The sequence below is a fragment of the Agrobacterium sp. fls2-241-TYG-188a genome (assembly GCF_030209845.1).
The window spans coordinates 1,080,013-1,104,891 of sequence record NZ_JARVRD010000001.1; the positions used below are offsets into that span (position 1 = coordinate 1,080,013).

Here is a 24,879-nt window from a genome sequence, read left to right on the forward strand (position 1 = left end):
GGTCAAAGCTCCGGCAATGATTTCAGGAATGTATGGACGGCAGCCGCATAGGCGCAAGGCTGCTCGACACAGGGAATGTGACCGCAGCCCTCGATGATCTCCAACCGACTGCCGGGAATGAGCGAGGAAAGCGTTGCAACAAGCTCCGGGGGCGTAGACCCGTCGCCATCACCGGCAACGCAAAGGGTCGGCACATCGAATGCCGCGACGACCTGAGTATAATCGGCGTCGCGAATGGCAGCACAGCTTCCCGCATAGCCCCGGGCATCCTGACGGGCGAGCATGTTTTTCGCGCCCAGATAGGCGGCATTGTCTGGCGAGCGGAAAGCCGGAGTGAACCACCGCTCCATGACACCGTCGACCATGGCGAAGAGTCCGTCCTGCTCAACCTTGGCGATACGGTCATTCCACATCGCAGGAGTGCCAATCTTGTGCGCGGTATTGCTGAGCACGAGCGCGCTTACCAGGTCGGATCGACGGTCGCATAGCCGCTGCGCGATCAACCCTCCGATGGACAGGCCCCATATAATGGCACGTCGCACGGACAGATGCGCCAGCAAGGCTTCGATATCATCAACGTAATCATCGATGCTGTAAGGCGTATTTCCGGTATCCGACAGGCCATGCCCGCGCTTGTCGTGCAGGACATAGGCGTATGAATCGCCAAGTTCCGCCATCACCTGCTCCCAGATGCGGAAATCCGTACCGAGAGAATTGATGAAGACAATGACGGGTCTTTTGCCATCAAGGCCGACTGTCTTGTAATGAATAGTCTGAGAGCCAGACATCAGAAATTGCATGGCGCTTCCTCCTGACAACGATATTGCAATGTCGATCCGGTTAAGTAAAATGAGATTATTGCAATCATCCATAACTCACAGATTATAAAATATGGTCGATACCCGGGTCAAATTTCGTCATATCCAGACTTTCGTCGAGATCGCGCGACAGAAAAGCGTCGTCAGGGCCGCTGCATCCTTGCATATAAGCCAACCGGCTGTGACGAAGACCATCAGGGAACTGGAAGACGTGCTTGGAGTGGCACTTTTCGAGCGCGACGGCCGGAGTATCAAGCTGAGCCGTTACGGCGAAATCTTTCTCAAGCACGCCGGTGCGACGATGACCGCCTTGAGACAGGCGGTCGATTCCGTGTCGCAAGATGCTGCAAATACCGGGACACCCGTCCGGATAGGCGCGCTCCCGACCGTATCCGTCAGGATCATGCCTGACGTGATGAGCACTTTCCTGCGGGAAGATACGGGCAGCACGGTCAAGATTGTCACGGGCGAAAACGCGGTTTTGCTCGAACAATTGCGGGTGGGAGAACTCGACCTCGTTGTTGGACGTCTGGCCGCGCCTGAAAAAATGACCGGCTTTTCCTTCGAACATCTCTATTCCGAAAAAGTACGCTTCGTCGTCCGCGCCAACCATCCACTGTTGCGCGAAGGAACAGCTATCTACGAAAGGCTGAGCGAGTTTCCGATTTTGACGCCGACGCGCAACTCCGTCATCGGCCCGGTCGTCGAGCAATTTCTGATCGCCCGCGGGGTGGGCGCCTTGCCGAAACGCATTGAAACCGTATCCGATGCGTTTGGCAGGGCGTTCTTGCGAAACAGCGACGCCATCTGGATTATTTCAGAAGGCGTCGTGGCTGCAGATATTGCCGATGGCACGCTCGTGGTTCTACCGCTCGACACGGGCGACACAAGCGGCCCAGTCGGCCTGACCATGCGCGCCGATACGCAACCATCGCTTCCGCTTCTTCTGTTGATGCAAACGATCCGCGAAACCGCGGAATCGCTTGCATCCGCAAAAACCTAGTAGGGCAGACCCACATAGTTTTCGGCCAGCGACGTCGCTGCGGCACGGGAATGCACGAGGTAATCGAGTTCGGCTTCCTGGATCTTCTGGCCGAAGTCGCCCGTATCCGGGAAACGGTGCATCATCGTCGTCATCCACCAGGAGAAGCGAACCGCTTTCCACACTCTGTCCAATGCCCGTCCCGAATAGGCATCAAGTCCGGCCTGCGAGCCTTCATTGTAATATTCGATCAAGCCCTGGCTGAGATAGTGAACGTCACTGGCGGCGAGGTTGAGACCCTTTGCACCGGTGGGCGGTACGATATGCGCTGCATCTCCGGCAAGGAACAGGCTTCCGAACCGCATGGGTTCTGCAACGAAGGAACGCAGAGGCGCGATCGACTTTTCGAAGGATGGCGCGGTCTTCATTGCCTCTGCATGATGCGCTGGCAGGCGACGCCGGATCTCGTCCCAGAAGCGGTCGTCGCTCCAGTCCTCGATCTTGTCATCCAGAGGGCACTGCACGTAATAGCGGCTGCGCGTGTTGGAGCGCATGGAACACAGAGCAAATCCGCGCGGATGGTTCGCATAGATCAGTTCATGATTGACCGGCGGCACCTCTGCCAGAATACCCAGCCAACCGAAGGGATAGACACGCTCATATTCACGAATGGCACCCTGTGGGACAGCTTTCCGGCTGACACCGTGGAAGCCATCGCAACCCGCGATGAAATCACAATCGATGCGATGCGTTACGCCGTCCTTCTGATAGGTGACATAGGACTTCTTGCCGGAAAAATCATGCGGCTGAACGTTTTCCGCATCATAAATGGTCAATGAGCCATCACGCTCACGGGCGTCCATCAGGTCGTGGGTCACTTCCGTCTGGCCGTACACCATGACACGCTGTCCGCCTGTCAGATCAAAGAGATCAATGCGGTGATCGCGACCGTCAAAGGCCAGCGAGAAGCCGTCATGCGGCAGGCCTTCCTTATGGAGCCTGTCTGCGACGCCGGCATTTTCAAGAAGCTTGACCAGCCCCTCTTCCAGCACCCCGGCGCGAACTCTCCCGAGAATGTATTCCTTGCCGACGCGATCAATGATGACGTTGCTGACTCCAGCGCGGGTCAGGATCTGACCCAACAGCAGACCCGACGGGCCGGAACCGATGATAACGACTTTCGTGCGCATTAAACCCTCCTGCACAACACTCCCGGGAGCAGAAATGACGGCCACGGAGCGTGGTTTCAATGGACATTTCAGAGCAGAAATTGCACTATCCGACCATGATTTGAAGTGCAGGGTAGCGCAAATGTCCAGAGACAAGCTCTATGGTGAGAGTACCGGACCACAGAGCCTGTTCCGTTTTCACTGCGAAACCCTGTTCTCACGCAGCAGTCTGCACCGCTTCGAAATTGGCCTGCACAGGCATGAGAGCTTCCTCCAGATACTCTATATTTCGGGTGGAGATGGTGATGCCACTCTGGAAGGCGCAGTAACGCCCATTCAGCCGCCAGCCGTCATCATCGTGCCGCCGGGCTTCGAACATGGGTTCCGCTTTTCCCGGGACATAGCGGGCCTCATCATCACGCTTATCCCCTCTGCGCTATCGACCCTGTTGCAGACGGTCACGCGCCAGCATCTGGCGCGCCCGGTTCTCATCCCGCTTGAAGGCCATGATGCACTTGGAGATGTCGTCAAGGCTTGTGAACTGATCTCCCAGGAATTTGCGGGCAATCGTCTGGCCCGGGACGCCATGATTGAGGGACAGATTGCAAGCCTCATCGCGCATCTCTGTCGGATCGACAGGGCGTCCGCTCAACAAACGGGAACGGACCGAAACGGCAATCGGTTCGAGATGCTGCTCAACCTCATCGAGCGTCATATTCGGGACCACAAGAGTGCTGCCTTTTACGCGCAGCAACTCGGCATGTCTCAGACGCACCTCAACCGCCTCGTCAGGCAGCAATGCGGAACAAGCCTCCAACGCCTCATCGCCCGAAGACAGCTGGAAATCGCCCAGCAAGAGCTGCTTTTCACGGTCTCGACGGTGCAGATGGTGGCAACAGGTCTGGGATTTGTCGACCCGTCCTATTTCTCAAGGTTTTTTGTCAGGGAAACAGGCATGACGCCGGGTGCATGGCGCAGCGCGGAGCAATCGAAGTTCGCTGCCACGCCTTCGCCCGAGGCTTAAACCAGCATTCTGCGCAGATCCGCCTGAACGGCCAGAAGCGGCGGCAGATAGGTGTTCACCAGATCTTCCATGCTGGCCGAGGTCACCGACAGACCAACATTCAACGCTGCAACGGTTTGCCCACGCAGGTTTTGCAACGGCACGGCGATCGAACGCAGGCCGATCTCGACTTCCTGATCGATAATGGCGTAGCCCCGTGCGCTCGTCGCCTCAAGCTCGGCCATCAGCGCATCGATGTCCGTGATCGTTCTTTCCGTTCGCGCTTCCAGATGAGACTTTTCCAGCAAGGCTCTGCGTTTTTCAGCATCCAGCGCGGCAAGCGCCACACGGCCCATGGAGGTACAATAGGCAGGAAGGCGGGAGCCGGGCATGAGGGCAATGGACATGACCCTGCGCTGCGCCGCTCGGGCGACATAGACTATTTCCGTTTCGTCTAGGATGGATACCGAGGTGCTTTGTTCGATCCGTATCGACAAATCGTCCAGCAGGGGCTGGACGATGCGCGGCAGTGGCATGGTTGCCAGGCAGCCTGTTCCAAGCCGCAGCACCTTGGGCGTGACGGTGAAATATTTGCCGTCGTAAGCGGCATAGCCAAGCTCCGCCAAGGTTAAAAGACATCGGCGGGTGGTGGCCCGATCAAGGCCTGCAATCTCTGCAGCCTGTGAAATCGAAAGGCGCGGATGTTCGGCACTGAACGCTTCGATCACTTTCAGCCCCTTGGCAAGTCCACCCATCAGGTCGCGTTCACTCACCATTTCAGCCTCTCAGATGTGCGATATACGAACAAAGTTTATATAACGCACAAACCAGTTGCAGTCGAGCGCTGTTCCGCTTTACCTCTTTGCCAATGCTGAGCAGACAGAGGGCCGTCGAGGAGGGCTTCATGGACAAGACAATCAAGAGCGCAGCGGATGCTGTCTCTGCGATCGGTGACGGCGCAACGGTGATGATTGGTGGCTTCGGGGGCTCCGGTGCACCAATCGAACTCATTCATGCGCTGATCGACAAGGGATCAAAGAACCTCACCGTCATCAACAACAATGCAGGCAACGGTCGTATCGGCATTGCCGCGATGATCGATGCCGGCATGGTCGCCAAGATGATTTGCTCCTTCCCGCGTTCATCCGATCCACGTGCCTTTACCGACCGCTATCTCGCTGGCCAGATCGAACTGGAACTGGTGCCGCAGGGCACTCTGGCAGAGCGGATCCGTGCAGGCGGCGCTGGAATTCCCGCTTTCTACACGCCAACCGCCTATGGTACCGAGCTTGCCGAAGGCAAGCCGATTGCCGAATTCGATGGTCGGCCTTACGTGCAGGAGCGCTGGCTCAAAGCGGATTTTGCGATCGTGAAGGCGCATTTGGGCGACACTCACGGCAACCTGACCTACCGAAAGGCCGGTCGCAACTTCAATCCGCTGATGTGCATGGCCGCCAAGACCACGATAGCGCAGGTTTCCCGGCTTCAGCCCGCCGGCGAAATCGATCCGGAACAGGTGGTTACGCCCGGCATATTCGTCGATGGCGTCGTCGAGATAGCAGATCCACAGCAGGAAGAAGTCCTGATCCGCGCAGGAGTGGCCTACGTATGACCGATACAATCGCTCTCAACACCTTTGAAGACATCAAGCTTTCCAACGCACAGATCGCATGGCGTGCAGCGCAGGACATTGCCGATGGTGCCTATGTCAATCTGGGGATCGGCTTTCCGGAAATGGTTGCCCGCTATCAGCCACCCGGCCGCGAAGCGATTTTCCATACCGAAAACGGCGTTCTGAATTTTGGAGAAGCGCCGCCGGAAGGCGAGGAAGACTGGGACCTCATCAATGCCGGCAAGAAAGCCGTTACCCTGAAACCCGGTGCAGCTTTCTTCCATCATGCCGACAGTTTCGCGATGGTTCGCGGCGGTCATCTGGATGTTGCCATCCTCGGCGCCTATCAGGTTGCGCAGAATGGCGATCTCGCCAATTGGCGCGTCGGATCGAAAGGAGTGCCCGCCGTTGGCGGCGCAATGGATCTGGTTCACGGCGCCAAGCAGGTCTTCGTCATTACCGAGCATGTGACGAAGAAGGGCGAGCCGAAGCTGGTTGAAAAATGCGCCTTCCCTCTGACCGGTGTTGCCTGCATCACGCGGATCTACACCAGCCATGCCGTGGTTGATGTAAAAGACGGACACTTCGTGCTGAGGGAGAAATTGCCGGGCATGACATTTGAGGATTTGCAGGCAATGACGGGTGCAAAGCTCCGCACCGATGGCGCTGTCGCCGATCTTATCGCTCCCGAACTCTGAGGCGTAAATACATGACCGACGTTTTTATCTGCGACTATATTCGCACTCCCATCGGCCGTTTCGGCGGTGCCCTCTCCTCCGTTCGGGCGGATGACCTGGGCGCTGTTCCGCTAAAGGCGCTGATGGAACGCAACGCCTCCATCGACTGGGACGCCATCGACGATGTCATCTTCGGTTGCGCCAACCAGGCGGGAGAGGACAATCGAAATGTGGCCCGCATGTCCCTTCTGCTCGCCGGGCTTCCCGTCGGCATCACCGGCACAACGATGAACCGGCTTTGCGGCTCTGGAATGGACGCCGTCATCACCGCCGCCCGCGCCATCAAGTCCGGCGAAGCCGAGCTTATGATTGCCGGGGGCGTGGAAAGCATGAGCCGGGCACCCTTCGTCATGCCGAAGGCAGAAACGGCCTTTTCCCGGAATGCCGAAATTTACGACACCACGATCGGTTGGCGCTTCGTCAATCCGGCCATGAAGGCCCTCTACGGCGTAGATTCCATGCCGGAAACGGGTGACAATGTTGCAATTGACTACGCAGTCTCCCGTGAAGATCAGGATGCCTTTGCGGTCAGGAGTCAGCAGAAGGCAGCCGCAGCGCAGGCCAATGGACGACTGGCAAAGGAAATCACCACTGTCACCATTCCGCAGCGCAAGGGCGAGCCGGTCATTGTTTCAAAGGATGAGCATCCGCGCGAAACCAGCGTCGAGGCGTTGGCCAAATTGAAACCCGTGAACCGCATGGATGGAGCCACCGTTACGGCGGGTAATGCATCCGGTGTAAACGACGGCGCCGCCGCCCTGATCATTGCGTCCGCAGCAGCGGTGAAGAAATATGGCCTAACGCCGCTTGCCAGAATTTCCGGCGGCGCGACGGCTGGCGTACCACCGCGCGTCATGGGCATCGGTCCTGCTCCGGCTTCACAGAAACTTCTGGACCGTCTGGGTTGGACCGCAGACGCACTCGACATCATCGAGTTGAACGAAGCTTTTGCCTCGCAAGGGTTGGCGACGCTTCGCCAGCTCGGTATTGCCGACGACGACGCACGCGCCAACATCAATGGCGGTGCGATCGCGCTTGGTCATCCGCTTGGCATGAGCGGGGCCCGCATAGCAGGCACCGCAGCTCTGGAGCTGTCTTTGACCGGCAAAAGCAAGGCTCTGGCCACCATGTGCATTGGCGTTGGTCAAGGCATCGCCATTGCACTTGAAAAGGCCTGAGTTTCACACCGCCGCATTTGGGAGGCCGCTTCGGCTGCTTCCCAAATGCATCACCATGTAAAACCCGCCCTTACTCAATTGGCTTTGGATCTGCCAATGCCTGCTTGAGAACGTCGCTCATTGGAATTCCAAGCTTTACTCCGAGCGCTGGAACAGGTTGCTCGAACCACTTGTTGTAGATATCGACCATCTCCGGGCTTCTGTAGATCTCACCGAGGGCTTCGTTTACCGCGGCCGCAAATTCGGTATCACCCAGCCGCATCATAAAACCAATGGGCTGCAGCTCTGTCACGAATTCATCCGAGATAGCGTAGTCGTCCGGATGTGCTGATCGCGCGATCATTGTGCTCAGCAGGACTTCATCCATCGCAAAGGCAGACACCTGCCCATCAGCCACCATGTCAAAGGCCGCCTGTAGCGATTCTACCGGCACGACCGAGATATTGAGCCTTTTGGAACGATTTGCTTCGTTGATCTCACTGACATTGACAGTTCCAAGAGCCACACTGACAGAACGGCCCTTCAAGTCTGCAAGCGTTTTGAGATTGTTCTTCGCAAGCGAGACATAGCGGGTGGCACCGTAGAAGTGGCTGACGGCAAAGATGACGCTTTTGCGCCGCTCGGCAGTATTTGTGCTGGAATTGCACTCGATGTCGATCGTGCCCTCTTTCAACAATTGTATGCGATTGCTGGGGGTTCTTGGTAGAAACTCGATCTCGATCGAATCCATGTTCAACCGCGCACGCAGTTTCTCCGCAACGCGACGACACAGATCAATCGAATAACCCATCACCTCGCCATTGCCTGAGGGAAAGGAGAATGGCGCGGTCTGTCCATATCCGATCCTGATTTTCCCCGTTTCCTTGATGCGTTGCAAGGTTGGCGTCGTGAAATCCGCAGCGATGGCCTCAACTGAGACAGCCAGGCCCAAGGCGCAGACCATAAGAAATATGGAGAGTGCCTGTCTCATTGTAGATACTCCGCAGGCTCGCGAAAGGCAGCCTTGAGTTCTGCCGACATCGGCAAATTGAAGTTGCGACCATCCTGCGGCAAGGGCGACATGAACCATTTTTCATAGATCTGATCGATCTGCCCGCTCACGAATATGGTCTTCAATGCGTCATTGACGATTGATTTGAACGCAGCATCGTCCTTGCGCATCAGAATTCCATATGGCTCTGGAGGCCCGAATGTATCTGCTGAAATGACGTAAGCATCCGGTGCTTTGGAGAAGGCCACCTGTGCCGCCAGGAGGACGCCGTCCATCACGAATGCAGATGCCTTGTCATTCTCCACGAAAGCAAAACCATCCGAATTCTGGCGTGCAAGCAAAACGGAAATATTGAGCTTGTCCGCCCGATTGAGATCCTGCAGTTGCTCGACATTAACAGTGCCTGTCGTTGATGCCACGGTTCTGCCTGCAAGATCCTTGATGCTTTGCAGGCCGCTTGCCTTTTTCGCGACGAAACGTGTGGCCGTGATGAAATGTGGGTAGGAAAAGGACACCTGCTCACGTCGCTCGGCGTTGTTGGTGGTAGCGCTGCATTCCAGATCGATCTTTCCGGACTTCACAAGCAGAAAACGGGTCGCTGGCGTGGCGACGGCATAGTTGATGTTCAACGTATCGAGCTTGAGTTGCGCGCGCACGTGCTCCGCTATCAGATTGCACAGGTCTACCGAGTAGCCGACAGCCGAACCGTCAGACGATTTGTAAGCGAAGGGAACTTCGTCTTCCCGATATCCAATGGTTATCGTTTTGGTGCGGGCGATCTTGGCCAACGTGTCCGTATCTTGGGCAGATGAGGCCGTCGTAAAAGCGGTGAGAAAAAAAGCGGACAGCAAGCTGCCATATGCGAGACTTGAACAAATCGATTTAAGACGCCTAAGTGGAAGATAATGCACGTTAAATGCTCCTCGTTATGACACCTTCCGGGGATAAAGATTGCTATAAGTATTCTGAATGTCTTCTATTTTGGACGGACGACCGAGGAGATAACCCTGAGCCAACCCGCAACCTGATTCCTTCAGGAATTCGAGCTGGTTTTCAGTTTCGATACCCTCAGCAGTGGTCTTCAGGCCTAGACCGTTCGCAAGCCTCAGAAGATTTTGGATCACGATCCGGCTGTCGGCTCGATATTCCACATCCATGACGAAGCTGCGATCAATCTTGATTTTGGTAACGGGCAGTGAAAGCAGGTAACTGATGCCCGAATAGCCCGTCCCGAAATCATCCAGTGCGAAGCCGACACCCATGGAATAAAGCGCTTCAAGGGTTTCTTCGCATTCGCCAGCGCAAATTCTCTCGCTTTCGGTCAGTTCCAGTTCAAGGCGGCTTGGCGGCACCCCATGAGTGGCCAAAAGGGATTTTAATTTCCTGGGAAAATCGCCCTGCTGCAGTTGGAGGGGGGAAACATTGACCGCCAGAAACGTATCTGTCGGTAGCCGCGCAATATCTGAGCAGGCTTTGTTCAAAACCCATTCGCCAATCTGAACGATCTGTCCGGTTTTTTCGGCGACAGGAACGAAGTCTGCCGGAGAAACCCAGCCAAGTTGCGGGTGACGCCATCTCAACAGCGCTTCAAAACCCGCAGGTTCGAGGCTATCAACCGAGAAGATCGGTTGATAGTGCAGTTCGAATTGCCCATCTCGCAAGGCTGCGTCCAGATCATGCTGCAAAACATGGCCGCGCTCGCCGGACATCTCCATGCCCTGTTTGAAAAACCGGAATGTTCCCCGCCCTTCGGACTTTGCCGCGTAAAGCGCAATATCCGCCCGTTTCAACGGTTCCGAAATATCCAGATCAAATGATGTTTCCGTGCAGATGCCAAGACTTGTTCCGACAGTGACCTCGCGTCCCAGCAAGATGAAAGGTCTGCCGACGGATCGGATAATCGCCGAAGCAAGCTTGCTTGCTTCAACCAGCGAATCCTTGCGAACGATCTGCAGAATCGCGAATTCATCCCCGCCCAATCGCGCCGCGATATCGCCCGGCTTCATCAGCAAAAGCAGACGTTCCGCAAAGGAAACGAGCAGTGCATCTCCACTCGCGTGCCCTAGGCCATCATTGATGGATTTGAAACGGTCTAGATCCAGGACCATGAGATTGAAGCGAAAGCTGGTTTCCCGAGATTTCGCTATCATTTCCTCAAGCTTCTTGTTGAAGAAGGTCCTGTTTGGCAATCCGGTCAGGGCATCGTGATGCGCCAGGTGTTCCATATGCTTTGCAACGTCCCGCACCTGACGCAGATGCTCGCGCTCCACAACAGCCTCTCGCAGCGTCTCAATGGCGACTGCAAAATGACCGATTTCATCATGGCGATCCTGAAATGGCGTGACCGAGCGCGTATCATCACGCGCAATACGGCTCAACGCACCAATGAGATCGGGAACCGGCCTGAAGACCTTGCGCATGATGAGCGTGACCGTAACACCCGTGAGGATGAGGATTGTCAGCAGCAGCAAAAAGGAATTCCGCAGAAGCTTGTTTTGGCTCTCCTGCAAGGCATCCGCCTCACCAATTGTCGTGACCAAGGCCCCTTGCAGTTCACCGATAAGATTGATCACCGGAACATAGGCGACGAAATGTGTGACGTCACCGACATCAGCAAATCCAACGAAGAAGAGAGACGGATCTGCGCTGGCGGGAAGCGACAGTGCAAGTCCATTGCTTGAACCGAACGCTTCTGCAGAGCTTGTGAAGGCCTCAGGGCCGGGCGTTTTCTGGAACAGCCAGATGTTGTTCTTGGTCTGCGAAGCCGCAAGGCCCAGCACATCAGATGGGTTGAAACCCGTGTCCAGAATAGACGCATCGTCGCCGATGGGCCTCTCGCTGATGATCTTGGTGATCTGGCCATCATCGGCGCTGTCGATCGCTATGAAGGTGTAAATGGAACGAATGGCAGAGCTGGTGACCTGAGCATTCTGTGCCGCCTGCCTGCGCCACTGCTCAAGAGAATCGCGCTCGACCATGACCCAGCCGATCGTTGCGCCCACGACATAGGCAAGCACGACACTGGAAACGAGAAAGACATTTATTTTCCAGAAAAGGGAATGATACCAAACAAGACGACCCTGACCGGCAATTTGCTCGCCAGCCTCCCTCTCAAACCTGTCCGCATCATCGACCATCTTTGGCCTGCAACCTTTTTCCGTAGTTGCAAGACCATAGAAGTCGATGCCTTAACTGACACTTTAAAAGCTTCAGTTAAAGCGCACAGCGGCCCAACCAATAGTCGACATAGAAAACAAAGTCTAAAACATCCCGAATTTGACCAAGTGCAAAAAACAAATTGGGAGCTGCACAACCTAAAAGGCCGAACAACTCCCAAAGTCATCTTTTCACTTCAGCAAATCTTTTCAGGCGACCTGCAACCGGGCAGACGATGAATTGGCGCCTTCTGCCGGCATGTCTGCATGGGCGCTGTTGAGACAACGCGCGACAACGTCATGGTTGAGCCATTGCACCGGAGTCTGAGGATTGGACGAGGCACCGAAGATAAGCCGACCTGTCGCCTCAACCACCAACGCACTCAAATGGTCGCTGATCATGGCCTTGTTGTCGCGATGCATGGCTGTGATCTCATTGGACGTGCCAATGGTGAGATCAGCCTGCGCCTGGCTGTTCGGCATTGGCCATGCTGAGAAATCATAGAACGGAACCATGACATCGCTGGCCTGCAGCGTGCTGATCTTCTTCATGACCTCATCCAGCGTATGGCCTTCGCCAAGCAAAGCCTCGCAAGACTTCCACTGAGCATCGGCCCAGGCACCGCCGCCTTCCTTTTTCAAGGCAAGCAGGAGTGGGATGAGTGGAAGCTCGATGCCTGTGAAGACATCGGAAGAGTTCGTACGGATTTCAGGGCAGTTATAGACGCTCGCCTTCACGCCCTTCGACCATGCGTCCTCGGCAATCCCCTCCAGCCGCATCTTGGCATAGCCCTGCGTATAGTTGGTGTAAGTCTGCCAGCGGTATTCACCGCCAATGAGGATGCCCGTGCCGTGGTAGCCATAGGCCGTATAGCGCACCTGACCACCAGCGGCTTCCACGCGTTCACGAATACCGGCACTCAAATCGATGAGGTGGCGGAACGTGTTTGCAGAGACCTCATCGAAGTTGCGAAGAATGAGTTTCCCCATATCGCTATCGATGAGCGCCTGTGATGACATGTGGCGTGCGCCGGTGCCCTTGTAGATGCGATTTGCAACGACGAGGAAAACCTTCGCTTTGGGAATGCCACCCGCCATCGTGTGGGCGAAGAAGACATTGCGACCGCCTTCAATCATCCCGTCCAGAACGGACACGACCTTGGTGACAGAGGAAGTGAACCGGTCCGTTGCGACAGCCTGACACTGATCGATGTAATCCCAATCGAACTTCTCGCGTTCCCAGCTTTCCAGCGTCAGACCTGCAAGAAGATCCGTCGGCGTGGGTCCACCGGCTGGCGCATCGAGATCAAAGCCGGCCATCACGGGAATATTGATGATGGTTCCGCCCAGTCTCTGCTCTGCCTCGGAGAGTTCATCGGCAGTCAGCGGACGAAGCGCGTTGTTTTCATCACGACGTCCGACCGTGATTCCCACGATCTGCATTCCGGCTTTCCGTGCCTGGTCGAGAAGACCGGTTGCGTAGCCGCGACCGAACAATTCGCCAAACAGAACAAAGACATCGCCTTTTCGAAACACTGTGTTTTCGGAGATATTCTCCAGCGCGATCGGTTTTTTCATGTGCTCAGTTCTTCAGATAAGTTGGCATCGGGCAGGTACCCGACATTTGCTGAGTACTTCATGAACGCTGGAGCGACGAATGGAAAGTCATTTAAAATGACGAAATATATCGAAACGTGAAGAGAAGGCCATTTGCGGCGCTTGGCGTTGCAGCGCAAGCCGCCCAGTCATTCAAACGGTCGCGATTGGGCGTGAGCGCCTGAGAGCACTGACGCGTCGGCATCATGGCTGATGACAAATGCCGTTCACCCGGCATTTGCCGTTCCAAGGTAGCTTTCCATGAGTGCCGGATTATTGGCCAAATCGGACGCGGTGCCCGACAGCTTTACTTCACCCAACTCCATGAGGTAGCCGAAGTCGGCAATCTCCAGTGCAGCGCGGGCATTCTGCTCCACGAGCAAGATTGAAACGCCGCTGTCGCGCAATTCGGAGACAATCCTGAGGATATCGGCAACGATCCTCGGCGCGAGTCCTAGGCTAGGCTCATCCAGCAGGAGCAATCTCGGCCTGCTCATCAGGGCACGGGCCAGCGCCAGCATCTGCCGCTCCCCGCCAGAAAGCGTTCCGGCGAGCTGTTTGCGGCGTTCGGCAAGCCTTGGAAAACGCTCGTAAAGTTCGGCACTCGTCTCGGCACGCTCGGCCCGGCTGCGCAGAAAGCCGCCCAGTTCGATATTGTCCTCCACAGTCATTGTGGAAAAAAGTTCGCGACGCTCCGGCACCAGACAAAAACCCGATGCGACGCGTGCCTCGACCGACCCAGGAACCGGCTTTCCGTCATAAAGGATGGTGCCGCTGCTGGGGATTACGCCCATGGCGGCGTTGAGCAGGGTCGTCTTTCCTGCGCCATTGGCGCCGATCACCGTGACGATACTCCCGCTCGTCATCGTCAGTGAAACGCCCTGTACAACCTCGGCGTGACCATAGGATACGCGGATGTCTTTCATGTCCAACAGAGAACTGGTCATGCCGAACCTCCAAGATAGGCAGCGATGACGGCCGGGTGATTTCTCACGTCCTGCGGTTTTCCATCTGCAATCAGTGTGCCGAAATCCAGAACCACAAGTTGATCGACCAGTCCCATCACAAAACCCATATCGTGTTCAACGAGCAAGACGCTTACGCCCTCCTCGCGCAGTTTCGACAGCAGTGCGGAAAGCTCCTGTTTTTCAGCGTGTCGCAAGCCGGCTGCGGGCTCGTCGAGCAGAACCAGAGCCGGATCGGCAGCAAGCGCTCTCGCAATTTCCAGAATGCGTATCTGACCAAGGGCAAGATCCCCGGCGGGTCTGTGCAGCAGCGGGCCTAAACCCACCCGCTCGACCTGTCTTGCGGCCTCGGCAAGCAGCGTGGCCTCTTCAGCCCGCTCCAGCCGCAGCATGCTGCGCACCACGCCTGCCGACCCACGCAGATGCGCGCCGAGAGCCACGTTTTCCAGCACGGACATGTCAGGCAGGATTTTCGCATGCTGGAAGGTACGGGCAATGCCGAAACGTGCGATGTCGCGCGGGTTCAACCCCGAAATCGCCTGCCCCTGATAGGTCACAGCGCCCTTCGTCAAGCCGAGAAGTCCGGTGATCAGGTTGAATGTCGTGCTTTTCCCGGCTCCGTTGGGGCCGATCAGGCCGACGACCTCACCCGCCCTGACACGAAAACTGACATCATTGACGGCGACCAATCCGCCAAATTCTTTCCTTGCAGTCTCGACGGAAAGCAGAGGACCTCCTCGCTGCGGCAAGGCGCGGCGATCCAGAGCACGCGCGTTTTTCGATATTTGACGCTCGCGAACCTTGACGCCGACCCAGCGGGTCAAAAGCGGCCACAAACCCTCACGCGCCACCTGGAGGATGACGACAAGCAGGATGCCGAAAACGACCATCTCGACATTGGTTGTCGTACCGACGAGATCGGGCAGGAAACGCTGCAAAACTTCCTTTAGAACAAGCAGCACCGCTGAGCCAAAGACAGCGCCCCAGACGTGACCCGCGCCGCCGACAACGGCCATCAGCAGATATTCGATGCCCATGCTCAAGCCGAATGGTGTTGGATTGACGGATCGCTGCATGTGAGCATAGAGCCAACCGGAGAGGGCTGCGAGAACACCGGCAAAAACGAAAACGGTCAGTTTTGCACGGACAATATTGACGCCGAAGGCTTCTGCCGCCTGGGCACCGCCTCGCAGCGCCCGGATGGCGCGTCCCACGCGAGAGTCCAGGAGGTTCGTCGCGCCGATGGCTGTGAGAATGACAAAGCCCCAGATGACGTAAAATATGGATTGGCTGCTGATAAAGGCATATCCGGCCACCGACAGTGGCGGGATGGCGGTGATGCCGTCATACTGTCCCAGAATTTCGATCTTTCCGAACAGGTAGTATAGCGCCAAACCCCAGGCGATGGTGCCGAGCGGCAGGAAATGGCCTGAAAGGCGCACGGTGATGAAGCCAAGCAGCAGCGCCATGACCGCGCCCATGAGAAGGGACAGCGGCAGGGTAAGCCACGGAGACACGCCATAGGCCGTCGTCAAGACCGCAGTTGTATAGGCCCCGAAACCGCAAAATGCGGCCTGACCGAAAGAGGTGAGCCCGCCGACACCGGTCAGCAGCACAAGGCCGATAGCCACCAGCGACGCAAGCCCGATGTTGTTGACCAGGGTGAGCCAGAACGGTGGCACCGGCAAAAGCGGAAAGGCTGCCACGACAAGCAGGCCAATGATTGGGAGTATAGGGAGGCGGTTGCTCATTGATCAATCCTCCTCATGGTGGCTGGCACCGAATGAAAGCCACACCAGAACAGGTATAATCAGCCCAAACACGATGACCTCCTTGTAGGCGCTGGCAAAAAACGAGGCGAATGCCTCGACCAACCCCACGCCGATCGCGGCGATGGCAGTGACAGGAAAATTGCCCAGTCCGCCCAGTATTGCCGCGACAAAGCCTTTGAGCCCGATCAGGAACCCTGTGTCGTAATAAATCGTGGTGACCGGTGCGATCAGGACGCCGGAAACAGCGCCGATGATTGCCGCAAGGACAAGTGCGGTGACCCCGGTCAATTGCGTTCGCACTCCAACAAGCCTTGCCCCCAACCGGTTTACGGCGGTTGCCCGCAACGCCTTACCGAGCAGGGTTTTCTCGAAGAAAAGGTAGAGCCCGACAATGATGATGATGGTAACGGCGTAAATCCACAGGCTTTGTATCGTTACGTTCAACGGGCCCAGCATGAAGCTGTCTTCCGACAGCGGGCGCGCGCGCAGTCCCTCCGGTCCGAAGAACACAAGTCCAAGCCCCATCATCACGAGATGGACACCCAGCGAGGCAATCAAAAGAACCAGCACAGACGCGTCGACGAGAGGACGGTAGACGATGCGGTAGATATAATAACCCATGGGCGCAATAAGCAGAACGGCAAGCGCGGCACGAAGCAGGGATGGCAATTCCAACGGCGCAGTCAGCGCCAAAAGTGCATAGATCGCAACGGGGACAGCGACATTGGCCGCTAGAGCCCGAACCAGCGATGACAGTTGGAAATCACGACGCATCTGCCACAGGTCAAGCAACAACGCTGCCGCGCCGAAGGCCACCAACATTGGCGCGGTTCCCGGGACCTTGCCCTCGTCCAGAAGCGCCAGAGAGAGAGCGCCATAGGCAACAAATTCTCCCTGCGGGATGAAAATGATGCGCGTCACCGCAAAAACCAGAACAAGCGCCAGTCCCAAAAGCGCATAGATCGCGCCGTTGGTCACGCCGTCCTGAATTAGAAAAGTTGCAATCGTGGCGTCCACACCATTTCCCCGGTTGAATGCATGATCTGGCAAGACAAGAAAAAGGCCGCGTTTCTTGCGCGAAACGCAGCCTTTTTGTCAGCTCGACTATTTAATCAAATTGAACTTGCCGTCCTTGGCGGTCAGAAGCACAATGCCCCTGTCGTCAAGGCCGTAGTGATCGGATGGTGAGAATTGGAAAACGCCATGGGTTGCCGGGAACGGTCCGCCATTCTCGATGGCATCGCGCAGCGCATCCCTGAACTCCTTGGTGCCAGGTTTTGCCTTTGCCAGTGCCACGGGAACAGACTTCTTGAGGATGATCATAGCATCCTGCATGTGTGAGCCGAACTGTGTCCGGGTGCCGGCGCCATATTTGCCTTCATAGGCGGTTACATAGGCAAGGCCCTCAGCCTTGGTTTCCGATGTGTCCGGCTGGTCTTCTGCCACCATTACCGGGCCCGAAGCAAAAACGGTGTTGTTGGCGCTTTTTCCGGCGATGCGCAGGAAATCGAAGGTGACGGCGCCGATGGTCTGATAGATGGGGCCTGTAAAGCCACGCTCGCGCAGACCCAGTTGCGGCAGCGCTGCACCTGTGCCGGAAGCACCGATGAATACCGCGTCCGGCCTGGCAGCAACCACTTTCAGCACCTGCCCGGCAACGGATGTATCAGGCCGCGCAAATCGCTCCTCGGCCACCATTTTCAGGCCGTATTCGGCCCCCAGCTTCTTGAACTGATCGACCCATTGATTGCCGTAGGAGTCAGAAAAGCCGATATAGCCCAGCGTTCTAACGCCATCTGCCTGCATCTTCGCAAACAGATGGCGAGACACGAGTTCGGCATTTTGCGGCAAGACAAAGCTCCAGCCCTTGGCCACAGGTGGCGGCAGCGGCGATGGGGCAAGGTGCGGAACACCCACCTCGGCCGCGACGCCAGCAACCGCGATGGCCCCGGGCACGAGTGCGGTACCGACAATCACATCCGCCTTGTCGTCATTGGCGAACCGTCGCGCATTCGTGGTGGCCAAAGAAGGATCACCCGCATCATCAAGCACGATGACCTTCACTTTTTCGCCGGCAATTTCAGTCGGCCAGAGGTCTACCGAGTTTTTCAATGGGATACCCAGCGCGGCACCCGGTCCGGTGGTGGGTATCGTCACACCAATCGTGATATCGGCGAAGGCAGGAAAAGCGGCAAGCGTGAGCGCCACACTGGCAAGCGCACCGAGCCTAATCATTGAATTCTTCATGTCGTCCTCCCGTTAATTTGCAAAGCATGCCATCCGGGGCGCTGCAGCCGCGCCCTCGAACTGGCCATGTTCCGTTTCGGCGTCGCCCCTCGGCAAACGCAGTGAAAGCCACGCTGCAACCGCCTCCCAGCCGCAGCGCATGTAATCGTCTGCCTTGAACAAGGCCGCCTCAGTCTGGGCTGACAAAAGGCGCATTTGCTCACTTGCATCCTGAAAGGATCTGAGTGCGCTCAACGCCCGCTCATTCTCAGCTGCGTTTTGAGAGGCGGCAATGTCGCGCATCACAAGTGTTTCGAACGCCGCCAGACCACGACCTTCGTCTCGCCAAAGCCGTCGCGTCAGAAAGTCCAGCGCCTGCATTCCAGTCGTGCCTTCATAGATCGACATCACCCGGCTATCGCGCAGATATTGCTCAAGAGGCCATTCGCGCGTGTAACCGGCACCGCCGAGCACCTGGATCGCCCGGTTTGCCGTATCGAAACCGATTTCTGCTCCGAAGTTCTTGACCAGTGGCAGCATCCAGGCCGCTAAATCCTGATGGAAGGAACGGTCGTCCTCATCGGTGGAGAGGGACGCCAGATCAAGCGTTGCCGCCAGTTCCAGCGTGGCGGCACGCAGAACTTCCGTCTGCCGCCGCAAGATGCGTAGCTGTCGCTTCACATCGGGATGCGTAGAGATCGGCACGGGTCTCGCGCTGGGTGAGCCACCCTGTCGCCTGTCCTGCGCATAGGCTTCGGCCACATCTGCAGACGCAGAGGCAACCCCAAGCCCCTGGCAACCCGTCACAAGCCGCATCCGCTCTATCATTGTAAACAGGTGCTGGAGCCCTCGCCCCTCCTGCCCAAGCAGAATTGCCCGCGACTTTTCAAAACGCAGAACGCATGTCGGCGAGCCGTGCAGTCCAAGCTTTTCTTCGATGCGCTCAACCAAGACACCATTTCGATGTCCGTCAATGTGATCCGGCACAAGAAACAGGCTAAGCCCTCTGGTCCCTGCTTCGTCGCTGGTCCGGGCAAGCAGACAATGACCAATGCGGTCCGTGATGTCGTGATCGCCGAAGGAAATCCAGCACTTGGTGCCGTCAACGCGCCACTCGCCGCCTTCTGTCATCGCGCGGGTGCGAATGCGCCCCACATCGGAGCCTGCATCGGGCTCTGAAATGCAAATGGTCGCAGACCAGTCTCCGGCAAGGAGTTTGGCGATCCACTCTTCCGCGACATTCGCTTGCGCAGACTCTGCCAGCAGAAAGGTCGCCGCTCTTGAAGAGCCGGCCAGCATCATGAGGGCGACACATCCGCGCTCGAATAACGCAGCGCAAGCCGCCTGCAACGTGTGGGGAAGCCCCTGCCCGCCAAACCGCTCTGGCACATCCAGCGCCAGCCAGCCCGCCTGGCAAAAACGTCTGTAAGCGTCACCGAATCCCGCCGGTGTGATGACGCGACCGTCAACAACGCGACAGCCCTGCCGATCGCCAATCGCGTTGAGCGGTGCGAGGACGGTTTCGGCGAAGGTTGCCGCTTCGGAAACAATGGAATTGACAGTGAAGTCATCAAGATCGGGATTGGCGGCGCATATTTCCTGCCAGCCGGGAGTGTTGCGCAAGAGCGCCAGCGTTGTCTCGACTTGATGGTCAAAGCCACTCATTGCGCCAGAACCTCGGCGCAGAAAAGGGAATGTGCGACCCGTCGTGACGCCGAGGCGCAGTTCACCTCGTCAGAGACGGACAAATGACCGCCGGGCGACGGAAAAACGCCAAGTCGACTTTCGCTTTCGTTCATGACTCCTCCCAGACGTCAATCGCGCGATATCAAGGAGGACGAATGTCAGCCTCCTCTAAATTTTGTTTACAAGGAAACAATCTCTAAGTAAACAATCATTACGAGGCGCGCGACATCACACTTGCGTTTCCCACGAGAAGGCCTCGCCACAGCGCAACCGCCGCAGAAAAACGCAGGGCTCAGCGGAAACGTGAAAGCGAATTGAACAAGTATCGGCGCGCAGATACGCGACTGCCGCTCTTCCATTCCTTCAAACGCATCAGATAAGAGTGCTACAACGGACGCTTGATGTGTTGGGACGTGGCTGGAAAATCTGCAGCGCACCGATATTTAGGATGAGACATGGATATGCTGGTTCACGGCAATGAAAAGGTGGATCTGGGCGGCCTCAACGAAGCGCCGGGTTTCATGCTGAGACTGGCCCAGTTGAAGGTGTTCGAGAACTTCTTTTCAGAGGTGGGAGGGCGCGGCCTCAAGCCGGGGGAGTTCTCAGTCCTCTGGGTTATTCGCAACAATCCGGGCATCCGCCAAAGCATTCTGGGCCAAAGCCTCATGATAAAGCGGGCGCATATGACGAAACTCATCCGCGCGCTTGAGGACCGGAACCTGCTCTCGCGCAACATACCGGACGAAGACAGACGCGCGGTCGAACTGACCCTGACCAGCATGGGCAAGACCGAAGCGGAAGCCGCTTCGGAATGGTTCTTTGCCTATGAGCAAGGCGTGGGAGCAGCGCTATCGGAAGCCGAAAGGGAGCAACTGCTGGCTCTTTTGCGAAAATTCATCGGCATCTGACCGCACCGTCAACAGGCCACGGTGCGATCTTTCGGCATGACGATCGACGCTCGAAGCGTCAGGCATCACATCTGCGAAGGCTGCGGGCCGACATAGCGCGACTGTGGACGGATGAGCTTGCCGAGACGCTCCTGCTCCAGAACATGTGCCGTCCAGCCGCCCATCCGGCCAGCAGCAAAGACATTGGTAAAGCTCTCTCGCGGGAAACCGACAGCTTCCAGCACAAGCGCCGTGTAGAACTCGACATTGGTCTGCAAGGGACGCAGCGGCTTCTTTTCGGCCAGCAGCGCCAGTGCTTCGGCTTCGACAGCCTCCGCAAAACCAATACGGCCACCGCCATGGCGCAGGAGGCCGACCGCCTGTTTCAAGACATCGGCGCGCGGGTCACGAACCCGGTAGATGCGGTGGCCGAAACCCATCAGCCGCTCACCACGGGCAAGCGAGGCGGATAGCCAGGCATTGATGTTATCTTCGCTGCCGATTGCATCGAGCATATCCAGAACCGGGCCCGGTGCACCGCCGTGGAGCGGTCCTTTGAGTGCGCATAATGCGCCGATGATGGATGAAAACATGCCCGCCTTGGTGGATGCAATGACACGCGCGGCAAATGTGGAGGCATTCAGACCATGGTCCGCCACTGTGACGAGGTACGTGTTCAGCGCCCTCACATTTTCTTCCGAAGGACGCGTGCCGTGGAGCATGAATAGAAAGTCCTCGGCATGACCCAGTGAAGCATCGGGGCCTACAGGTGCAGAACCCGCTGCATTTCGTGCAATGGCTGCCGCAAAGACCGGCACGGCAGCAACGGCCATGACATGATGTGGAACCGTTTGTGAGTCTGCCAGCGCCGCCAGCAGGAAGCGGAGGGCTTCTACCTGTGAAAGGTGAGGTAGGGTCGGCAGCAGACGTTCAACGAGATGGAACGCTGCAGCGCGGGCCTGCCCCAATGCAGTTTGCACATCGGCTTCGGTGACTTGGCCGGGCGCAAGATCTTTCCAAAGCAGGGCAAGGAGTGCCTCGAAGCTCCAGCTTGAAATCTGGTCGAGATCATATCCCCGGACGATCAGCCGGCCCGCTGCGCCATCGACATGGCTGAGAATCGTTTCGGCAGCAATGGTGTTTTCCAAGCCTGGGCTCGTGGTTTCGGTAGCAGGAGCAATGTGTGATGAAATGGTCATGGTGAGCCTCATGGGTTGACACCCACAGACATCATGATTGAATCAATATAATCAATCTTGATTCAACCAATCAATGTAGAGAAAATTCCGTGCAGGACCCTTTCATCGATGCCGCGATGGCATCCGAATTACTCGGCATCAACCGCGCCAGCCTTTATGCCTATGTCAGCCGTGGCCTCATTCGAACAATGGGGGCGCCTGACGATCCAAGACGCCGCTTGTACAACAGTCACGACATCGACCAGTTGAAGAAGAACAAGTTGCTTGGCAAAAGACCGAAAGACGTCGCCGCATCGACACTCGACTGGGGTCTGCCGGTGCTGTCCTCCAACCTGACCCTGATCCATAACGGCCACCTGTTCTATCGCGGCCACGATGCAGTGACGCTTGCCGAGAGCAAGACGCTTGAGGATGTCGCACGACTGCTCTGGAACTGTGGCGACGAAAATCCCTTCGCGGACGCAGCAGAGCCGGCGTGGGACGCGTCCCTGCTTGGCTTGGCAGCGGATCTGCCGATGACGGAACGGTGCAAGGCGCTGCTCTGCTTTGTCGACGCTGGCCGGATGACGGCCTGGCAAAGGAACAAGCGCAGGCTATGGCCGGGTGCAGCCACGCTTTTACGCAGCATGACGGCAGCGGCGAGCAATAGCCAGCCCAGCAGCCTGCCCACTCACCTCCACCTCGCCAGAGCCTGGAAAATTGATGAAGCCAGAGCAGATATTCTGAGGTCTGCGCTGGTATTGCTGGCCGATCATGAATTAAATGCATCCGCCTTTGCCACCCGCGTCGTCGCGTCAACCGGCGCTTCCCTTGGGGCCTGTATCGACGCCGGACTGTCTGCGCTGAGCGGACCTTTGCATGGTGGCATGACCAGTCTCGTTGAACTTCTGTTCGATGAAATTGAAGCAGCAGCCGACCCTGAAACGGTGGTGGAAACCCGGCTGCGCCGGGGAGACGGTTTGCCTGGCTTCGACCATCCGCTTTATCCTGAGGGCGACCCCAGGGCCGCGATACTTCTGGCTCTCCTTAAACCCCATCCCACACGTCAGGCACTGATCGACACCGTCGCCGATACGACCGGAAAATTGCCAACAATAGACGTGGCGCTGGTCAGCCTGCGGCGTGAACTCAACCTTCCGCCGGGCGCAGCCCTCAGCCTTTTTGCCATCGGCCGGACTGTTGGCTGGCTTGCGCACGCTTTCGAACAGTTTTCAGAAAACAGGCTCATTCGCCCGCGCGCCCGTTACGAAGGACCAGAGCCGATAAACAGGTGAATGAGATCGGCATCGATGAATATGTGTTGAAGACCATGTATTTCCACAAGTGCAATATGCGCTTCACTTGCCAGCATCGTAAATGACTGTAATGAAATTGGAAGGACGTGACGTTACGGGAGGCTTTACATGACGACGATGACAGAGGCGAATATAAGACTTGGCGCTGTTCTCGCCCAGGCTGAAAATCGGCAGTCATCGCTTGGCGTCTCCCAGCTTGAGAATGCTGGCCTGCTTCCATCCAGCATTGAAACCGGCATGGCCGTGCAGGCAATTGCTGCCGCTTCTATCGGCAAGGAAGTCGCGGGCTGGAAGCTTGGTATCAACAACGGACGTGCCATCGCGGCTCCTCTTCTGGATCTTTACGACATGAAGACGGAAACCTCCTTCGAGATTCCCAAGCCGGGGGCCGTGGCCATCGAAATCGAGGTCTGCTTTGTGCTGTCCGATGATCTGCCTGCACCGGAAACGGGAAGGGAGTACACGGTGGAAGATGTCCTGCCACATGTGGCGTCGGTCCATCTGGGCGCAGAACTGTGCAGCTACCGCCTCGTCGAAGAAAACAAATCGCCGCTGCCGCTGTTTCTGGCAGACCGCCTCGGCAATCACTCCTTTGTCCTGGGACCAGAAATCGATATTGCGCTCGCCCAGCGCCTGACCAACGAAGACCCAACGCTTGCTGCGCTTGTTGTTGAAGGTGATGGCGAGGTTCTTTTTGCTGCCACGCCGAAACATCCGCAGAGCAACCCGCTCACTCCGCTGGTTGCCTATGCCAACCTGCCTATCGACCATCTTGGCGGATTGAAGCGCGGGCAGGTCGTGACAACCGGCAGCCTGTGCGGCCTGATCCGCCTGTCACGTCAATCCGTGGTGAAGGCAAGATGGGGCGATCTGCCGGAAATGACGATAAGGCTGCCTGTCTGAGCCGATCAGACGATTCCAACATAGGCTTTGACGAGATCCGGATCGACGCGCAGAGCGTCCGTCGCCATGGTGGCTTTCGTTTCACCGTTTTCTACGAAACACACCCTGTCGGCAACGGACAAAACAGCCTCCATGCGCTGCTCCACCAGCAATACCGCCTTGCCACGCGCCCTCAGCTCCAGGATGACGTCCCGTATCGTTGCGATCATCGATGGCATGAGGCCTTCGGTGGGTTCATCCATCAGGATCAATGCCGGATCGAGGCAAAGGGCGCGGGCCATTGCCAGCATCTGCTGCTCGCCACCGGACAGCGTGCCCGAGACCTGCTGAAGTCGCGATTTCAGAACGGGGAAAAGCGAAAAGATGCTGTCCAGAATGGCGCGATCCGTATTGCGCGCCATCAAACCTATCTCAAGATTCTCCCGCACCGTCATCTCTGCAAACAGGCGTCTGCCCTGCGGCACGTATCCAATACCTGTTTTTGGAATTGCATGAGGCGGCAGAGACGTCAGTTCGACACCATCGAAAACAACCGACCCGCTGCGAACCGGCGCAAGCCCCATGATTGCACGCAAACTCGTCGTCTTGCCCGCTCCGTTCCGCCCCAGAAGGCAAAGCACTTCTCCGGGCGAAATGTCGAACGAGACATCCTTCAAGCTACGGACATCGCCGTGATAGACCTCAAGATTGCGAACGGAAAGCATT

General features: G+C 57.0%; 21 protein-coding genes and 1 pseudogene. 8 read left to right on the forward strand and 14 right to left on the reverse strand.

Translation table 11 applies throughout. From position 1 onward, the window contains the following. Positions 1-2 precede the first annotated feature (2 nt). Positions 3-800, reverse strand: a complete 798-nt coding sequence (pcaD, locus tag QRN85_RS04645) for a 3-oxoadipate enol-lactonase (RefSeq protein ID WP_284757085.1) — start codon at positions 798-800, stop codon at positions 3-5. A 91-nt stretch (positions 801-891) separates the two neighbouring features. Here pcaD and pcaQ point away from each other — a divergent pair, with 91 nt between their 5' ends. After that, the gene (gene pcaQ, locus QRN85_RS04650; protein ID WP_284757084.1) at positions 892-1,821 is read left to right on the forward strand and encodes a pca operon transcription factor PcaQ; all 930 of its coding nucleotides are present in this window, start codon (positions 892-894) and stop codon (positions 1,819-1,821) included. Here pcaQ and pobA read toward each other — a convergent pair. Beyond that, positions 1,818-2,990 carry a 4-hydroxybenzoate 3-monooxygenase gene (pobA, locus tag QRN85_RS04655; RefSeq protein ID WP_284757083.1) on the reverse strand — a complete coding sequence of 391 codons (1,173 nt, stop codon included), beginning with the start codon at positions 2,988-2,990 and terminating at the stop codon, positions 1,818-1,820. The two genes, pcaQ and pobA, sit on opposite strands and share 4 nt — an antisense overlap. Before the next feature lie 121 nt (positions 2,991-3,111). On the opposite strand from pobA, the gene QRN85_RS04660 reads away from it, so the two are divergent. Further along, positions 3,112-3,993 (forward strand): helix-turn-helix domain-containing protein, encoded by an 882-nt coding sequence (locus QRN85_RS04660; RefSeq protein WP_284757082.1) that lies wholly within the window; start codon positions 3,112-3,114, stop codon positions 3,991-3,993. On the opposite strand, the gene QRN85_RS04665 is transcribed toward QRN85_RS04660, so the two are convergent. After that, complete coding sequence (locus QRN85_RS04665; protein ID WP_284757081.1) at positions 3,990-4,748, reverse strand: IclR family transcriptional regulator; 759 nt, start codon at positions 4,746-4,748, stop codon at positions 3,990-3,992. The two genes, QRN85_RS04660 and QRN85_RS04665, sit on opposite strands and share 4 nt — an antisense overlap. Positions 4,749-4,876: 128 nt before the next feature. Between QRN85_RS04665 and QRN85_RS04670 the strand changes: the two genes are divergently transcribed. Genes QRN85_RS04670 through pcaF form a run of 3 tightly spaced genes read left to right on the forward strand, consistent with a single transcriptional unit; the run spans position 4,877 to position 7,499 of the window. Continuing rightward, complete coding sequence (locus QRN85_RS04670) at positions 4,877-5,584, forward strand: 3-oxoacid CoA-transferase subunit A (RefSeq protein ID WP_284757080.1); 708 nt, start codon at positions 4,877-4,879, stop codon at positions 5,582-5,584. Further along, complete coding sequence (locus QRN85_RS04675) at positions 5,581-6,282, forward strand: CoA transferase subunit B (protein ID WP_502870745.1); 702 nt, start codon at positions 5,581-5,583, stop codon at positions 6,280-6,282. Before QRN85_RS04670 ends, QRN85_RS04675 begins: the two co-directional genes overlap by 4 nt. A gap of 11 nt (positions 6,283-6,293) precedes the next feature. Then, positions 6,294-7,499 carry a 3-oxoadipyl-CoA thiolase gene (gene pcaF / locus QRN85_RS04680; protein ID WP_112962183.1) on the forward strand — a complete coding sequence of 402 codons (1,206 nt, stop codon included), beginning with the start codon at positions 6,294-6,296 and terminating at the stop codon, positions 7,497-7,499. Positions 7,500-7,569: 70 nt separating this feature from the next. Here the strand turns inward: pcaF and QRN85_RS04685 are convergent, their stop codons facing one another. The 9 genes and pseudogenes from QRN85_RS04685 to QRN85_RS04725 form a co-directional block, all read right to left on the reverse strand. Next, positions 7,570-8,469: an amino acid ABC transporter substrate-binding protein gene (locus tag QRN85_RS04685; protein WP_284757079.1), complete on the reverse strand. Its 900-nt coding sequence runs from the start codon at positions 8,467-8,469 to the stop codon at positions 7,570-7,572. Further along, complete coding sequence (locus tag QRN85_RS04690; RefSeq protein WP_284757078.1) at positions 8,466-9,278, reverse strand: amino acid ABC transporter substrate-binding protein; 813 nt, start codon at positions 9,276-9,278, stop codon at positions 8,466-8,468. Before QRN85_RS04690 ends, QRN85_RS04685 begins: the two co-directional genes overlap by 4 nt. Before the next feature lie 138 nt (positions 9,279-9,416). After that, positions 9,417-11,627 (reverse strand): EAL domain-containing protein, encoded by a 2,211-nt coding sequence (locus QRN85_RS04695; RefSeq protein WP_284757077.1) that lies wholly within the window; start codon positions 11,625-11,627, stop codon positions 9,417-9,419. Positions 11,628-11,855: 228 nt separating this feature from the next. After that, positions 11,856-13,223: an enoyl ACP reductase FabMG family protein gene (locus QRN85_RS04700; RefSeq protein WP_284757076.1), complete on the reverse strand. Its 1,368-nt coding sequence runs from the start codon at positions 13,221-13,223 to the stop codon at positions 11,856-11,858. Positions 13,224-13,681: 458 nt separating this feature from the next. After that, positions 13,682-14,188, reverse strand: a pseudogene (locus tag QRN85_RS04705) (ABC transporter ATP-binding protein); the annotation flags it as partial. After that, positions 14,185-15,957 carry a branched-chain amino acid ABC transporter ATP-binding protein/permease gene (locus tag QRN85_RS04710; protein ID WP_112962179.1) on the reverse strand — a complete coding sequence of 591 codons (1,773 nt, stop codon included), beginning with the start codon at positions 15,955-15,957 and terminating at the stop codon, positions 14,185-14,187. The pseudogene QRN85_RS04705 and the gene QRN85_RS04710, both read right to left, overlap by 4 nt. 3 nt (positions 15,958-15,960) lie before the next feature. Beyond that, entirely contained in the window at positions 15,961-16,995 is a 1,035-nt protein-coding gene (locus QRN85_RS04715; protein ID WP_113170254.1) for a branched-chain amino acid ABC transporter permease, read from the reverse strand. Positions 16,996-17,082: 87 nt separating this feature from the next. Next, positions 17,083-18,225, reverse strand: a complete 1,143-nt coding sequence (locus QRN85_RS04720) for an ABC transporter substrate-binding protein (RefSeq protein ID WP_284757075.1) — start codon at positions 18,223-18,225, stop codon at positions 17,083-17,085. A 12-nt stretch (positions 18,226-18,237) separates the two neighbouring features. After that, a complete protein-coding gene (locus QRN85_RS04725) occupies positions 18,238-19,869 on the reverse strand; it encodes an acyl-CoA dehydrogenase family protein (protein ID WP_284757074.1) in 1,632 nt (543 codons plus the stop codon). A 476-nt stretch (positions 19,870-20,345) separates the two neighbouring features. On the opposite strand from QRN85_RS04725, the gene QRN85_RS04730 reads away from it, so the two are divergent. After that, on the forward strand, positions 20,346-20,798 hold the full coding sequence (locus tag QRN85_RS04730; protein WP_284757073.1) for a MarR family winged helix-turn-helix transcriptional regulator: 453 nt from the start codon (positions 20,346-20,348) through the stop codon (positions 20,796-20,798). 65 nt (positions 20,799-20,863) lie between these two features. On the opposite strand, the gene QRN85_RS04735 is transcribed toward QRN85_RS04730, so the two are convergent. Continuing rightward, the gene (locus QRN85_RS04735; RefSeq protein ID WP_284757072.1) at positions 20,864-21,976 is read right to left on the reverse strand and encodes a citrate synthase; all 1,113 of its coding nucleotides are present in this window, start codon (positions 21,974-21,976) and stop codon (positions 20,864-20,866) included. 89 nt (positions 21,977-22,065) lie between these two features. Here QRN85_RS04735 and QRN85_RS04740 point away from each other — a divergent pair, with 89 nt between their 5' ends. Beyond that, positions 22,066-23,250: a citrate/2-methylcitrate synthase gene (locus tag QRN85_RS04740; protein WP_284757071.1), complete on the forward strand. Its 1,185-nt coding sequence runs from the start codon at positions 22,066-22,068 to the stop codon at positions 23,248-23,250. Positions 23,251-23,379: 129 nt separating this feature from the next. Further along, positions 23,380-24,174, forward strand: coding sequence for a 2-keto-4-pentenoate hydratase (locus tag QRN85_RS04745; protein WP_284757070.1), 795 nt, complete (start codon positions 23,380-23,382; stop codon positions 24,172-24,174). 5 nt (positions 24,175-24,179) lie between these two features. On the opposite strand, the gene QRN85_RS04750 is transcribed toward QRN85_RS04745, so the two are convergent. After that, positions 24,180-24,878 carry an ABC transporter ATP-binding protein gene (locus tag QRN85_RS04750; RefSeq protein ID WP_284757069.1) on the reverse strand — a complete coding sequence of 233 codons (699 nt, stop codon included), beginning with the start codon at positions 24,876-24,878 and terminating at the stop codon, positions 24,180-24,182. Position 24,879: the final 1 nt, after the last annotated feature.

Excerpts from the sequence above, each read along its gene's own strand:
- QRN85_RS04665 (WP_284757081.1), bottom strand. The coding sequence starts at position 4,748 with ATGGTGAGTGAACGCGACCTGATGGGTGGACTTGCCAAGGGGCTGAAA.
- QRN85_RS04725 (WP_284757074.1), bottom strand. The coding sequence starts at position 19,869 with ATGAGTGGCTTTGACCATCAAGTCGAGACAACGCTGGCGCTCTTGCGC.
- QRN85_RS04735 (WP_284757072.1), bottom strand. The coding sequence starts at position 21,976 with ATGACCATTTCATCACACATTGCTCCTGCTACCGAAACCACGAGCCCA.
- pobA (WP_284757083.1), bottom strand. The coding sequence starts at position 2,990 with ATGCGCACGAAAGTCGTTATCATCGGTTCCGGCCCGTCGGGTCTGCTG.
- pcaF (WP_112962183.1), top strand. The coding sequence starts at position 6,294 with ATGACCGACGTTTTTATCTGCGACTATATTCGCACTCCCATCGGCCGT.
- QRN85_RS04700 (WP_284757076.1), bottom strand. The coding sequence starts at position 13,223 with ATGAAAAAACCGATCGCGCTGGAGAATATCTCCGAAAACACAGTGTTT.
- QRN85_RS04730 (WP_284757073.1), top strand. The coding sequence starts at position 20,346 with ATGGATATGCTGGTTCACGGCAATGAAAAGGTGGATCTGGGCGGCCTC.
- QRN85_RS04685 (WP_284757079.1), bottom strand. The coding sequence starts at position 8,469 with ATGAGACAGGCACTCTCCATATTTCTTATGGTCTGCGCCTTGGGCCTG.
- QRN85_RS04710 (WP_112962179.1), bottom strand. The coding sequence starts at position 15,957 with ATGAGCAACCGCCTCCCTATACTCCCAATCATTGGCCTGCTTGTCGTG.
- pcaQ (WP_284757084.1), top strand. The coding sequence starts at position 892 with ATGGTCGATACCCGGGTCAAATTTCGTCATATCCAGACTTTCGTCGAG.
- QRN85_RS04670 (WP_284757080.1), top strand. The coding sequence starts at position 4,877 with ATGGACAAGACAATCAAGAGCGCAGCGGATGCTGTCTCTGCGATCGGT.
- QRN85_RS04720 (WP_284757075.1), bottom strand. The coding sequence starts at position 18,225 with ATGAAGAATTCAATGATTAGGCTCGGTGCGCTTGCCAGTGTGGCGCTC.
- QRN85_RS04660 (WP_284757082.1), top strand. The coding sequence starts at position 3,112 with ATGTCCAGAGACAAGCTCTATGGTGAGAGTACCGGACCACAGAGCCTG.
- pcaD (WP_284757085.1), bottom strand. The coding sequence starts at position 800 with ATGCAATTTCTGATGTCTGGCTCTCAGACTATTCATTACAAGACAGTC.
- QRN85_RS04750 (WP_284757069.1), bottom strand. The coding sequence starts at position 24,878 with ATGCTTTCCGTTCGCAATCTTGAGGTCTATCACGGCGATGTCCGTAGC.
- QRN85_RS04695 (WP_284757077.1), bottom strand. The coding sequence starts at position 11,627 with ATGGTCGATGATGCGGACAGGTTTGAGAGGGAGGCTGGCGAGCAAATT.
- QRN85_RS04675 (WP_502870745.1), top strand. The coding sequence starts at position 5,581 with ATGACCGATACAATCGCTCTCAACACCTTTGAAGACATCAAGCTTTCC.
- QRN85_RS04745 (WP_284757070.1), top strand. The coding sequence starts at position 23,380 with ATGACGACGATGACAGAGGCGAATATAAGACTTGGCGCTGTTCTCGCC.